The organism is Ruegeria sp. G2 (assembly GCF_056533505.1).
Window position 1 is genome coordinate 214,344 of the sequence record NZ_JBQFON010000006.1, and the last position, 13,581, is coordinate 227,924.

11 protein-coding genes are annotated in these 13,581 nt (G+C 57.0%); 10 read left to right on the forward strand and 1 reads right to left on the reverse strand.

Annotation, left to right across the window (positions count from 1 at the left end; translation table 11 throughout):
- The first annotated feature begins 44 nt into the window (after positions 1–44).
- Genes ACR0DU_RS13160 through ACR0DU_RS13175 form a run of 4 tightly spaced genes read left to right on the forward strand, consistent with a single transcriptional unit; the run spans position 45 to position 3,881 of the window.
- A complete protein-coding gene (locus ACR0DU_RS13160) occupies positions 45–911 on the forward strand; it encodes an FAD binding domain-containing protein (RefSeq protein WP_480875149.1) in 867 nt (288 codons plus the stop codon).
- Complete coding sequence (locus ACR0DU_RS13165; RefSeq protein ID WP_170771392.1) at positions 908–1,387, forward strand: (2Fe-2S)-binding protein; 480 nt, start codon at positions 908–910, stop codon at positions 1,385–1,387. Before ACR0DU_RS13160 ends, ACR0DU_RS13165 begins: the two co-directional genes overlap by 4 nt.
- Positions 1,387–3,639 carry a xanthine dehydrogenase family protein molybdopterin-binding subunit gene (locus ACR0DU_RS13170; protein ID WP_480875152.1) on the forward strand — a complete coding sequence of 751 codons (2,253 nt, stop codon included), beginning with the start codon at positions 1,387–1,389 and terminating at the stop codon, positions 3,637–3,639. The genes ACR0DU_RS13165 and ACR0DU_RS13170 overlap by 1 nt, the downstream gene beginning before the upstream one ends.
- Positions 3,636–3,881 (forward strand): MoaD/ThiS family protein, encoded by a 246-nt coding sequence (locus tag ACR0DU_RS13175; protein ID WP_010441051.1) that lies wholly within the window; start codon positions 3,636–3,638, stop codon positions 3,879–3,881. Before ACR0DU_RS13170 ends, ACR0DU_RS13175 begins: the two co-directional genes overlap by 4 nt.
- 11 nt (positions 3,882–3,892) lie before the next feature.
- Here ACR0DU_RS13175 and ACR0DU_RS13180 read toward each other — a convergent pair whose 3' ends face one another.
- Entirely contained in the window at positions 3,893–4,771 is an 879-nt protein-coding gene (locus ACR0DU_RS13180; protein WP_480654210.1) for a LysR family transcriptional regulator, read from the reverse strand.
- Between the two features lie 100 nt (positions 4,772–4,871).
- On the opposite strand from ACR0DU_RS13180, the gene ACR0DU_RS13185 reads away from it, so the two are divergent.
- The 6 genes from ACR0DU_RS13185 to ACR0DU_RS13210 all read left to right on the forward strand — a co-directional run bounded on the left by ACR0DU_RS13185 (position 4,872) and on the right by ACR0DU_RS13210 (position 12,514).
- Positions 4,872–6,314, forward strand: coding sequence for an aldehyde dehydrogenase family protein (locus tag ACR0DU_RS13185; RefSeq protein ID WP_480875154.1), 1,443 nt, complete (start codon positions 4,872–4,874; stop codon positions 6,312–6,314).
- A complete protein-coding gene (locus tag ACR0DU_RS13190) occupies positions 6,314–7,291 on the forward strand; it encodes a membrane dipeptidase (RefSeq protein WP_260023193.1) in 978 nt (325 codons plus the stop codon). Before ACR0DU_RS13185 ends, ACR0DU_RS13190 begins: the two co-directional genes overlap by 1 nt.
- The gene (locus ACR0DU_RS13195; protein WP_480875157.1) at positions 7,288–8,973 is read left to right on the forward strand and encodes a hypothetical protein; all 1,686 of its coding nucleotides are present in this window, start codon (positions 7,288–7,290) and stop codon (positions 8,971–8,973) included. Before ACR0DU_RS13190 ends, ACR0DU_RS13195 begins: the two co-directional genes overlap by 4 nt.
- Positions 8,970–9,599: a DUF3726 domain-containing protein gene (locus tag ACR0DU_RS13200; RefSeq protein ID WP_480875159.1), complete on the forward strand. Its 630-nt coding sequence runs from the start codon at positions 8,970–8,972 to the stop codon at positions 9,597–9,599. The genes ACR0DU_RS13195 and ACR0DU_RS13200 overlap by 4 nt, the downstream gene beginning before the upstream one ends.
- A gap of 12 nt (positions 9,600–9,611) precedes the next feature.
- Positions 9,612–10,622, forward strand: coding sequence for an Ldh family oxidoreductase (locus tag ACR0DU_RS13205; RefSeq protein ID WP_480875161.1), 1,011 nt, complete (start codon positions 9,612–9,614; stop codon positions 10,620–10,622).
- A 77-nt stretch (positions 10,623–10,699) separates the two neighbouring features.
- Positions 10,700–12,514: a BCCT family transporter gene (locus tag ACR0DU_RS13210; RefSeq protein ID WP_480875163.1), complete on the forward strand. Its 1,815-nt coding sequence runs from the start codon at positions 10,700–10,702 to the stop codon at positions 12,512–12,514.
- Positions 12,515–13,581 lie beyond the last annotated feature (1,067 nt).

Here is a 13,581-nt window from a genome sequence, read left to right on the forward strand (position 1 = left end):
CGCAAAACCCAGTGAACCCTGATCAACAGGTGCGAGGTACTTTCATGGACTATCACAGCCCTGCCAGTTTTGCCGAAGCGTCGGCGCTGGCACAAAATGCAACGGGCATCACGCGGTTTCTGGCGGGGGGCACCGACGTTCTGGTGCAACTGCGCTCGGAACTGGTGACACCGGATACGCTGATCGATATCAAGAAGATCAACGGCGTACATGACATCACCCGTAATTCCGACGGCAGTTGGACATTGGGTGTAGCCGCAACCGGTGCAGAGATGAGCGAGCACCCTGAGCTTGGCCACGACTGGCCCGGCGTGGTCGAGGCAATGGACCTGATCGGATCGACTCAGGTACAGGGGCGCGCGACGTTGACCGGCAACCTTTGCAATGGCTCTCCGGCGGCTGATTCCGTTCCCGCCATGGTCGCGGCAGGTGTAACGGTCACAGTCACTGGCCCAGAGGGTGTGCGGGACGTGGCGGTTGAAAACATCCCGACCGGCCCCGGTAGAACTTCACTGGCTAAGGGTGAGGTAATCTCGTCTGTCAACATTCCGGCGCGTGGCGAAAACGGTGGGGATGCCTATCTGCGTTTCATCCCGCGTACCGAAATGGATATCGCCGTGGTCGGAGTGGGCGTAAACCTGCGACTGGACGGCGACATCATCACCGAGGCGCGCGTATCACTTGGGGCTGTCGCTCCGACCGTTCTTCTGGTCGAAGAAGCAGCCCGCGCGATCATTGGCACCACTTTGGATGACTCCGCGCTCGATGCCCTCGCCGCTGCCGCATCGGCCGCGTGCAACCCAATTGATGACAAACGTGGCACCATCGCGTTTCGGATCGAAGTTGCCGGAGTTCTTGCCAAGCGTACCGCCAAGATCGCCTATGCCCGCGCCAAGGGAGAGCAAGCATGAGTAAGCTGCACGTAACGACCACCGTAAACGGTGATGAAGTTGAATATCTCTGCGATCCGCGTGAAACGCTGCTGGATTGTTTGCGCGACAAGCTGAACTTGACCGGCGCGAAAGAAGGCTGCGGCACGGGTGATTGCGGCGCTTGCTCTGTGACCGTCGATGGTCGTCTGGTGTGTTCGTGCCTGATGCTGGGCGTCGAGGCTGAGGGCAAGCAGATCGAAACCGTTGAAGGGATCGCAGATGGCGATGTCCTTCATCCGTTGCAGAAGAAGTTCATTGAATATGCCGCCCTGCAGTGCGGTGTTTGCACGCCGGGCATATTGGTTGCGGCCAAATCCCTGTTGGAAAAGAACCCGGATCCAACCGAGGAAGAGGCGCGCTATTGGCTGGCCGGCAATCTGTGCCGCTGCACCGGTTATGACAAGATCATCCGCGCCGTGATGGATACGGCTGCTGAGCTGCGGGAGGCTTCGTAATGGCACTCGACGATCGTAAGTCCATCTTCAACTTCGTAGGCACGCGCCCCGACCGCCCTGATGGGCTCGACAAAGTGACAGGTCGTGCCAGGTTCGGGGCTGATGCCTACGCGCCGGGTATGTTGCACGGGGCAATCCTGCGCTCACCGCACGCACATGCGCGGATCGTCAGGATCGACACCTCAAAGGCCGAGGCGCTCAAGGACGTCAAGGCTATCGTCACTCGCGCAGATTTTGCCGTACTCCCGTTCAAGCCGGGTCTGGAAGGCGAGTTCTGGAATGTCCTGGAAAACGTCATGGCGGGCGAGAAGGCGCTGTATGACGGCCATGCGATTGCTGCGGTTGCCGCGACTTCAGCGTTGGCTGCACGTGATGCACTGAAACTGATCGAGGTGGAATATGAAGTGTTGCCTCATGTCACCGATGTAGACAAGGCGATGGCTGCGGATGCACCGGTGATCCGCGAAGGTGCGGCCGACTATTCGGTGCCTGAAGGCATGCATCCAAATGTCGTACGCTATCATGAAAGCGGTCACGGAGATGTGGAGGCCGGGTTTGGCGAGGCTGATCTGGTCATCGAAGACAGCTTTGTGACCGAGGCGACTCATCAGGGCTATATCGAGCCTCATGCCTGTCTTGCGTCGTTGGGCATGGATGGTAAGGGAGAATTGTGGTGCACCACTCAGGGTCATTGGTACGCCCAGAAATACTGTGCCACGTTGCTAGGCATCGAAACCGCGCAGTTGCGCGTGACAGCTTCCGAAATCGGAGGAGGTTTCGGCGGCAAGACCACTGTTTTCATTGAACCGGTGGCTTTGGCGTTAAGCCGCAAAGCCAACCGCCCGGTCAAGCTGGTGATGAACCGATCCGAGGTATTCCGGTCCACTGGCCCCACTTCATCCGCGTCGATGGATATTAAGATCGGGATGAAGAAAGACGGCACGATCACAGCGGCCCAAGGTATTTTTCGCCTGCAGGGGGGCGCGTTTCCCGGTGCACCGGGCGATTTGACTGCGATGTGTGCTTTTGCGCCCTATGACCTGACCAACGTGCGGCAGGTGGGGTATGACGTCATAGCTAACCGCCCCAAACAGGCCGCCTATCGCGCGCCGGGTGCACCAATGGGCGCGTTTGCGGTTGAATCTGTGCTGGATGAGCTGTGCAATCAGCTGGGTCTCGACCCTGTGGATGTGCGCCTAAAGAACGCGGCGGCTGAAGGTTCAAAAGCCAGCTATGGACCGACATATGAGCGCATCGGCCTTGTCGAAACACTTGAAGCCGCCAAGGCGCATCCGCATTATTCGGCACCGCTGAAACCGGGGCAGGGGCGCGGAATTTCCTGTGGCTTCTGGTTCAACCATGGTGGCGAGACCTCTGTTTCGTTGGCGTTGTCCGAGGATGGCTCGGCGCAAGTTATGGTTGGAACGCCTGACATAGGCGGTTCGCGTGCATCAATGGCCCTGATGGCGGCCGAGGTTCTGGGTATTCCCTATGAAAACATTCGGGTGACCGTCGCGGACACCGCTTCACTTGGTTACAATGATGTCTCTCACGGCAGCCGCGTGACCTATGCCAGTGGTCTGGCGACGATCAAAGCCGCAAACCACGCGGTTGAGAAACTGTGCGAACGCGCAGCAGCCAAATGGGGCATTCCGGTTGATGCGGTGAAATGGGAGGATGGTTGCGCAGTACCGTCGGGTCCGAATGCGGGCGATTTCGACCCGCTGCCGTTGGCCGACATCACCGCAGATATGGGCGCGACCGGAGGTCCGATCTCAGGTCATTTCGAAGCCACCCCTGAAGGCGCGGGTGTGTCCTTTGGCACTCATATAGTGGATGCCGAGGTGGATTCGGAAACCGGCAAAACAAGCATCGTCCGCTACACGGTCATTCAGGATGCCGGCAAGGCGATCCACCCGACCTATGTGGAAGGCCAATATCAAGGCGGCGCCGCGCAGGGCATCGGCTGGGCGCTGAACGAGGAATATATCTATGGCGAGGATGGTCGATTGCAGAACTCGATCTTCCTTGACTACCGCATCCCGGTCGCAAGCGATTTGCCGATGATTGATACGGTGATTGTCGAAGTGCCCAACCCCGGCCATCCCTTTGGCGTGCGCGGCGTGGGTGAAACCGGGATCGTGCCGCCTCTGGCCGCCATCGCCAACGCGGTATCCAACGCAGCTGGTGTGCGGATGAAGCAACTGCCGATGTCACCGCCGCGCATTCTGGCGGCGCTTAAGGAAAAATGATCCAGGTTCACCTTTGGTCCAGCCTCCGGTCTCTGACCGGAGGCCAGCAGGTGGTCGAAGTTGAGGCGGCTACCACGGGGGAGTTGTTGAAAGAACTGGTGCGCCATCATCCCAGATTACAGGCCCCAATTGACGCGGGCGTATCGGTTGCGGTTGACGGTCGCATCATCGCGACGGGTCTGTCCGAGCCGATCCCGGAAGGTGCCGAAGTTTATCTGATGCAGCGCCTGCGCGGAGGCTGAATTTGGGAATCCTATTTCTTGGCGAAATCGCATGACAATATGAAAGTGCTGCACTGTTCGGTCAGGTTCTGAAACCGCGACCGTTCGCGGACATACAGATAAACCTGCCTCTTGTCGTCAAGATCCACGATAGGGCGGAAAGCGACCGCCTCTGGCAGGAATTCCGCCACGGTTTGGGGCAAAACAGTGATCCAATTACCGGATCGAACCAGAGTGATCAGTGAATGTGTATTGTGGATTGTGATCGCGGCATTTTCGGTGGCTGACAGGAACGCTGGCGATTGAATGAGATCGCAAAGCCTATTTCGCACAAATGGCGCGGTTGGGATATCAGCGATGCTCAGCGGTTTTGCACTTGTGATCAGGTCATGATCTGAGGCGGCGACAAGTCCAAATGGATCCTGAAATAGTGGAAGAGCGCGAACACCATTCAATGGATGATATCCCGATGCAATGCCGATATCGGCCTGATCCTGCGCAATCGCGTCGAGCACCTGTTGCGTATCCGAGTCACGCAGTTCGATCTTAACACCTGGGAATTGGCTGGTCATGTATTCCAGCAGGGGCGGAAATATCAACGCCCCGACCGAAGGGACGGATACGATCCGGATCAGACCCTGTTGAGCCTGTGCCGCAGCATCGATGTTCTGGACTGCCTGGTCAAATTGGCGAATCTGCTTCAGGGCAAGTTCGAACACCTGCTCACCCAGCGGCGATAGCTGGTTTTTTCGCTCGCCTTCAAACAGTTTCTTACCCAGATGGTCTTCGAGCTGTTTCAGCGTCATTGAGATGGCTGATTGCGTTCGGCCAAGGCGATCGGCTGCCTCGACCAGATTGCCGGTCTGCGCGACGGTGCAAAAGCAACGCAACATTTCGATTTTGATAGCCAACCTTCAGCTTCCTTGAAGTTTGTTTAAGTTATTTGAGTTTGACTGATGCGCCCCCGAAAATCCATCCTGTGACAAACGAATTCTGACTCTGGGGCGCATTGTGACCAAACTGAACCTAATCGCTGGCGAATGGCTGGCAGGCGAAAGCGAAATTGAAAACCGGAACCCTTCTGATCTGACCGATCTGGTCGGCATGTTCGCGCAGGCCAGCGGCGACCAGCTTGAGGCGACATTGGATCAGGCACGCGTGGCGCAGGCGGAATGGGCCGCCTACGGGCTGGAGCGCAAGCAAGCAGTTCTTAACGCAATCGGCAATGAATTGATGGCGCGCGCTGAGGAACTGGGCACGCTGCTCAGCCGGGAAGAGGGCAAACCACTGGCCGAAGGCAAGGGCGAAGTTTATCGCGCCGGTCAGTTCTTCACCTACTACGCTGCAGAATGTCTGCGTCAGATCGGTGAGAACGCAGATTCTGTGCGCCCTGATATCGAGGTGGATGTGCGTCGCGAAGCGGTTGGCGTTGTTGCGATCATCAGCCCGTGGAACTTCCCAACTGCGACGGCCTCGTGGAAGATCGCACCGGCGCTGTGCTATGGCAACGCTGTCGTCTGGAAGCCTGCCAACATCACCCCGGCCTCGGCAGTGGCCTTGACCGAGATCATCGAGCGTCAGGATATTCCCAAAGGATTGTTCAGCCTCGTTATGGGGTCAGGGCGCTCAATCGGGCAGCGTCTTGTTGAAAGCCCCAAGGTCAATGCAATCTCGTTCACTGGATCGGTCCCGGTGGGCAAAGGCATCGCCGCAGCGGCCATACAGAATCTGACGAAGGTTCAAATGGAAATGGGGTCCAAGAACGCACTGGCGGTCATGGATGATGCCGATCTGGATCTGGCGGTTTCGCTGGCATTGGGCGGCGCGTTTGGTGGCACCGGTCAGAAATGCACAGCCTCGTCGCGGCTGGTGGTTCATGCAGGCATTCACGATGCCTTTGTCGAGAAACTGGTTGCAGGCGCGCAGGCGATGAAGGTCGGCCATGCACTAGAAGAGGGCGTTCAGATGGGCCCCGTCGTCAGCCAACAACAACTGGGCGAGAACCTCGCTTATGTTGATCTGGGCAAATCCGAAGGCGCGGAACTGGTCTGCGGTGGTCAGCGCCTTGAGATGCCGCACGATGGCTTCTACATGTCGCCGGGCGTGTTCCTGAACACCAATAATGACATGCGTATCAACCGCGAGGAAATGTTCGCGCCTTTGACCAGCGTCATCAAGGTCAGCAGCTATGACGAGGCGCTGAGCGTGGTCAATGACACCAATTTCGGTCTAACTTCGGGCATCGTTACTAAATCTCTGGCACGTGCCACTCACTTCCGCCGCAATGCCCGCACGGGTGTTGTTACTGTCAACCTGCCCACCGCAGGCACCGATTACCATGTGCCTTTCGGTGGGCGGGGTGACAGTTCTTACGGTCCGCGTGAACAAGGCAAGGCAGCGGCGGAGTTCTACACCACCGTCAAAACCGCCTATATCAGCGCAGGCCCTGTCTGATGCTGATCGATGGCCTGCAATATGCCAACTGGTCGGAGAAGATCTTCCGGCAACTGCGTGAAGGAGGCGTGGACGCGATCCACGTCACCATCGCCTATCATGAAAACTTTCGCGAAACCGTTCTGAACTTTGAAAAGTGGAATCGTTGGTTCGAGCAATATCCGGACCTGATCATGAAAGGCCGCTGGGCCAGCGATATCGACACAGCCCGCGAAACCGGGCGGACGGCAGTGTTCTTCGGTTTCCAGAACCCCAGCCCCATCGAAGACGATATCGGGCTGGTCGAAATCCTGCACGATCTGGGCGCGCGGTTCATGCAATTGACCTATAACAACCAGTCCCTTCTGGCGACTGGGTGTTATGAGGCCGAAGACACCGGCATCACCCGCATGGGCAAGCAGGTGATCAAAGAGATGAACCGTGTGGGGTTGGTGGTTGATATGAGCCATTCGGCGGACCGTTCGACCATCGAAGCGGCAGAACTGTCCGAGCGTCCCATCGCGATCACCCACGCAAACCCCCATGAATGGTCTCCAGCGCTTCGCAACAAGCGGGATGACGTGATCCGGGCGGTGACGGAAAAAGGTGGGATGCTGGGCTTTTCGGTCTATCCTCATCACCTGAGAGACAAGTCCGACTGCACATTGGAAAGCTTTTGCGAGATGATCGCCCGCACCGCTGACAAGTACGGGGCTCAGCATCTGGGGATTGGTACCGACCTGTGTCAGGACCAACCCGATAGCGTGGTCGAATGGATGCGGGTTGGGCGCTGGACAAAAGAGATCGACTATGGCGAAGGCTCGGCTTCTAACGCCGGGTTCCCGCCGATGCCAAACTGGTTCCGCGACAATCGGGATTTTGGCAATATCGAATCTGGATTGCGTGCCGTTGGCATGAATGCCGAGGAAGTCGCCGGAATCATGGGCGGCAACTGGTATCGGTTCTTTGCAGAGAACTTTGGACCTTGTAAACCATGAATACCGTGAACCCAAATATCGAACGCCGCGATCCCGCTACGGTGATGCGCCTTTCGCGTCTGGGCTCGCTTCATCAATGTCGGCTCAGTTTTATGCGCCAGCTCACCCGTCGCATGGCGGCCGAGCAGTGGGTTTTTAGCCGCCCCGTATTCGATATCGATGACAACGGGGTTGGCCACGCGGTCTATTCCGCACATGGACCCGATCGCACTTATTCACTGGTCGCATTCGCCCATGACCTGCCGCCCGAGCAACGCTCGGACCGTGTGATCGCCGAGGCCTGGGATGCCACCTTCACCTTGTTTGATGGCGTTCCCACCAAGGACGATATCCAACGTTTGTCTCGGAACGTACCACTGCAAGAGGCCGGGCGTGTCAGTGAAAACGAGTTGTCGCTGTCGCGTGCCAACCGTTCTGTTCGGTTGTGGGCTCATGTGGTCGACCAGCTGGCTGCGGGCCAGCAACCGGATCTCGCGCAGATCTACAAGGTTGGCTATCTGATGCGTACAACTGCGGTTTACGGATCGGGCAAGTTCGGCGCGGCGGATCGGGAAAAGATCGCAGACCGCCCCGAGGTCAGCGGCCCGTTTCAGGCCGAGATGCTGTCGGTATATCTGACGCGAATATTCGTCCGTGATCTGGTGCAGCATATGGCAAATGCAAAGGGTGGTACGCAGACCGCGCAGCTTGCCCCCGATATCGCCCGCTGGCTGGGGATCGGCAACTCGACCGGATTGGGCATGGCACCCTTCATCGTCAATCACCCAATCCTGTTCAATAACTGGATCATGGTCCGCGAAGAGGCCATCGCGCGCGTTCGGTCCCTTGATGCCGCAACAGACGCCGAAGTGGCCATGTTCCGCGAGATTTTCGAGCGCAGTAAATTGTCGATCTCGTGGTGGCGGTCCGAACACCCGATCCAGATCGAAAAACTCACCGCACTGAATGCCGATCTGGGCGCGATAGCCGCGCATCTCGATCAGACCGATCTGACGGAAAATCAGCCCTGGGATCGCCTGATCCTGTGGTCCCGGACCGCGCTTAGCGAAGAAGGGCAAGAGTTGCTGGCTTCTTTAATCCTTGAACCATATGGCGATTTGGTGGACGGGCTGGCCAGCTGCATGGCGGATGGTAATAGCGCGGCCTTTACAATTGACGGCGCGATGCCAGTCGCACAGGTGCGCGACCTGATCCGCTCCAGTTTTGGCTGGGCGCTCGATCTTGACTGGTCGGCGCCTGAACACTGCGCGCGCGCCTGGTATGTGTCGGAAGAAAAGCTTGAGCCTCGTTTGGGGGAACGGTTTGAAGAACCGATAGAGGAGTATGAGCAACCTCTTGCTCCGGCACGTGATTCCGCGCTTGCCGATAAGGCTTTGGCGGACTGGTCGGGCGAAAGTCCGATCGCCGAATTCCTGCTGCGCCACCCAGAACACCGCCACGCCGTACGTCGTGCGCAGATGAGCCGTCTGGCACCATATGGCGAAATCAGCGACAATACGATCAGTGCGGAGGTTCTGCCGATTGACATGTTGCGCGCCAAATTGTCGTTCTTTGGTGCCACGCATTTCGACCCGCGCTCGGATCGTTGGGTGCGTATTTGCATGTATTCGGGGGCACCTTACCCCGAGGAACTGAGTCCGGAGAACGCGGATTTGTGGGTGTATCCGGAGCGCGCCCAATGAGTTTTTCCCTTAATGAAATCGAAGCCACGGCCAAGCGTGCAACGCGGGGTGCGGGCTATGCCTGGGGCATCTCTGAAGAGGCCGCAAAAGCGACGCGATGGCTCTGTGCGCAGGGGCTGGACGGAACGGTCGAATTGTCACGCGTGCTGGAAGGCGAGTTTGCCGGGTCACTGGAAGATCATGTTCCCGCAGGGCTGGACGGAGACTGGGTTGGTCGCAAAGACCTATGCCCACTGATGGTCGGTGCTCTACTTTCCGACTGTGCGCACATGCTGTTGGCGGGCCCGATCCGGATCAGACAGGTTGCTTCGCCAATGATGCTACTGCCATTTGCGGCCTATGCTGCGCGCATGCACAACGCGGTGGTTTCAGTCACGGCGGGCGATTTCAAGGCTTTGACGGATGGTGCGAGTTTGATGCTGAGAAACGACTGCCCGGTTCGCGCGGATCATGTCGAGGTAGCATTCAGCGACCTACTGATCGAGCCGTGTTCACGACAGACGCGTGCAACGCCTGATCCGGCGGCATGGACAATACTCAACCGTTTTGCCCATCTTACCTATGCTCCTGCGACTGAAGAATCCCGTTTGCTCGGCGCAGGGGCCGGGCTTTCTGACAATGACTGAAAAGAGACAGACATGATTGAAACCCGCACCCTCTCACTCGCTGAAATTGAAGACCTATCCTTTCGCGCGCTGGTGGCTGCGGGGACGAGCGAAGAAAACGCGCGTCCTTTAGCGGTTGCGACCGCGGCAACCGAGGCTGACGGGGTCGCCAGCCATGGTCTGGCCTATATCCCGATCTACTGTGAGCATGTTCAATGCAGCAAGGTTGATGGGCTTGCACAGCCGGTTCTGGCGCAGCCACGCCCTGGCGTCGTTACAGTCGATGCTGCCACCGGATTTGCGCATTCCGCCATTGAAGCCGGGTTCGACGCCTTGATCCCCGCTGCCCGCGCGCAGGGGATTGCGGCGCTGGCGATCAGAAACAGCTATAACTGCGGCGTTCTTGGATATCACACTTATCGTCTGGCGCAGGCCGGCCTGGTTGGTTTGGGTTTCACCAACGCTCCGGCCTCAATTGCGCCCTCCGGCGGGGCCAAGCCGGTGGTCGGCACCAATCCGTTTTCAATCGCCGCTCCGGGCACGGACGGCCAGCCCGCCCTATTGATTGACCAGAGCGCCAGCACCATCGCCAAAAGCGAAGTCATGAAACACGCGCGTGAAGGCAGGCCGATCCCTGTTGGTTGGGCACTGGACGATGAAGGAAATCCAACCACTGATCCGAATGTGGGCCTCAAGGGTTCGATGGCGCCGTCGGGTGGTTATAAAGGTGTTGGCATCGCGCTGCTGACCGAAGTTCTGGCTGCTGCTCTGACCGGCGCGACTTTGGGGATCCACGCCTCTCCGTTTTCTGGCACGGCCGGTGGTCCGCCGAAGACGGGGCAGTTCTTTATTGCGATTGACGCAAATGCGACGGCGAATGACGCATTTTCAACAGGAATTGTCGATCTTGTCGAAGCGATCCGGTCGCAAGAGGGCGCACATTTGCCCGGAGATGGCCGCCGGGCAAAGCGACTGGCAGCTAAATCTGATGGTGTTGCGGTGAACGTAGCGACACTTAGCAAAATTGAGGCTCTGCTGACTTAGGGCTTTGTGGCGCAAATCCGGGGTGCCAGAAGAGAATGACCTGGAAATCGGGACACGTGCGAACAGGGAGGAATCACATGTCTATGAAGGACCCTTTTACCGATCTGGAGATCAAGCGATCTTCAGGTGGGTTTTACGAAGGCCACAGCGTCGAAATTGCCTTGCTCAGCAAGTCAATCATGGTCGCGCTGGTGATCTGGGCATTGGTCTGGCCCGCTAATGCAAACGGTGTTCTTGGCAGCCTGAACTCTCGCCTGCTGGAAGACTTTAACGCCTTCTATATCATCATCGTCGGCTTCTTTGCCTTTTTCCTGTTTGTTGTGGCTGCGCTGCCGCAAACTGGTAAACGACTCATGGGGCCGGAAGGTGAAAAACCGGAATTTTCGGATTTCTCGTGGTTTTCTATGATGTTCGGCGCCGGTCTGGGCGTCGGTCTGATGGTATTTGCCACCGCTGAGCCTCTGGGCCTTTGGGGGTCAAACCCGGTTGTGATCGCCGAACGGGTAGTTGGTAATACCGAAGAGGCACTGCAGTCCGGGTATCGTTATACCTTCCTGCACTACGGGTTTCATGCCTGGGCGATCTATGTCGTGACGGGCTTGTCGCTGGCCTACTATGCCTACACGCGCAACATGCCGCTAACGATCCGCACTGCGCTGACACCTTTGTTCGGCAAGCTGATGAACGGTTTTCTTGGCCACGTCGTGGACGTTCTGGGTGTTGTTGCAACAATCCTGGGTGTCTCGGTAACGATCGGTTTTGGCGTTTCACAGTTTATCGACGGTCTCTATGCCATCACCGGTATGGGATGGATCATGGATCTGAACGGAGAAGTGCCGACGCCAAGTACAGTAGGTCTGTTGGCGGGTCTGATCGTCATCATGGGCCTGTCGATCGTATCGGCTGTATCGGGCGTTGGTCGTGGCGTTAAGTATCTGTCTAACCTAAATCTGGTGTTGTCTCTGATCCTGCTGCTGGTCTTCGTCGTATTCGGGTCGTTCCTGTTTGCAATGACCACCTATGCAACGGCGTTCATCGACTACATCCTGCATTTCATCTCGCTCAGCTTTGGCGCGTTCAACCCGCAGTCAGCGGCAGCATTTGATGCAGCGTTGCCAAGCGAAGCTGCCCCATTTGCCGATGCCCTGTACAGCGGTGCAACCAACCCCTGGGGTTCGTTTGACGGGTTCAAATCAGGACTTGAAGGCGACGCCGCAGCCCTGCCTGAATCCGTTCTCGCTTCGGTCTATGCCGCTGGTGACCCCGGTCGTCAGTTTGGTTGGCAGGCAGGATGGACCACGTTCTACTGGGCCTGGTGGATCGCGTTCTCGCCCTTCGTGGGCCTGTTTCTGGCGCGCATATCCAAAGGGCGTTCGGTTCGTGAGTTCATCATTGGCTGTGTATTCGCACCAGCGCTGGTCTGCTTTGCATGGATGACCATTCTGGGTGGCACCGCGATCGATCTGGAATTGAACGGCACGGCCGAAGGCGCCATCATCGGTGCATCGAACACCGCCAAGCTGTTTGTAACCCTGCAAGAGATGATTTCGGGCGGGTTGCTGTCCGGCATCACCGTGATGTGCGTCGTATTGATCATGACGTTCCTGGTCACATCGGCGGACTCGGGCATTCTGGTGATGAACACCATCATGTCGGGTGGCGATCAGAATATCGGCAACAAGCACAAGATCATCTGGGGTCTGATCCTGACGGCTGTGATCGGTGCGCTGATTCTGGCTGCGGGTGAGAACAACCCGATGGACGCGTTGCGAAACGCGATGATCATCGGCGCATTGCCCTTTACGATGGTGATGGGGCTGATGTGCGTGGCGCTTGCCAAGGCGCTGTATCGCGACGGATTGCGGCAAAAGCACGCTGCACCGGCTGAATAAGCTGTTGTGCCGGGCGGTCGCGATGCGGTCGCCCGGCATCATTTCGGTATTTGGCACCGCCCATCTCCGACTACCCCCTCTGCATCGAATCACGCACTTAAGCTACGCCACGTAACCGGAAGATACGCAGACAGGAAAATGGCTGCCTGGCTCGCCGGCAGCATCTGATCCCCTGATAGCATGGTAGGTCATGCCGCCGGTCATTCCCGCGCAAGAAACTGGTGTGGAATTTGGGCAGTTTATCAACAGCCCAAATCAGATCGAAATGGCATTCATCTTCGAACAGTATGCGCGGGACAAGGCTGGTTTACACGAAGGTACACCCATCAAGACATATATATATAATAAGAGAAAGAAATTGATGAAGAGTTTACCATCCGATTGGCCACTAACATTCGCGATCGCCCTATTCGCTGGTCAAGGTTGGGAAACGAGTTTCTTGGGGTTTCGGCTCAGTTGGTTCGGGGTACTTGTGCCCAGTGAGACTGGGTTGTCGAGGTGTTGGCTTAACGCTCCAATGAACCACGTTATCGGCGTCGATCCCGCAACTATGTAAGGATCGCTTAGTCCGAAAGCGGCAACCAGATAGTTTTGCCGGTTCTTCTGTCTCGCCCAACTTCGCGTTCCTTTTGCCCGCAACCCGATCCTTTTGTTGTGCAACTCAATCACTGTAGCGATTCAAGTGAATAATCGGTGTTGGAGAAATTGCAGCGGTTTAAATGAAGCTCTGATTTTGGACGCTCAATAAAGCACCACCTGTATATATTTTTCGGAATGCTTAGGTTTCCGACGAACGTGAAAACTAAAGAAAGGTCCTTCAGCTTGAAGTGTAGGGCTCCAAGAATCAGCTTACTTTTCTATCAGTTAAGCCCCGCCAATTAAGAGGTGGTAGTGTCGCAAGGCTTCGAGAAAACCAATTTCGTATACGACGGTTGGTATTCGCGCCGATTTTTCGGATAGCAAACAACGAAGTTGAGAATGGTATTTTCAAAAGGTGGGCCAAGGGGTGGACTGAGAATAAAGTCAAAAATGTAATATATTGATAATTAGGCGAATTTTTAAGGGAT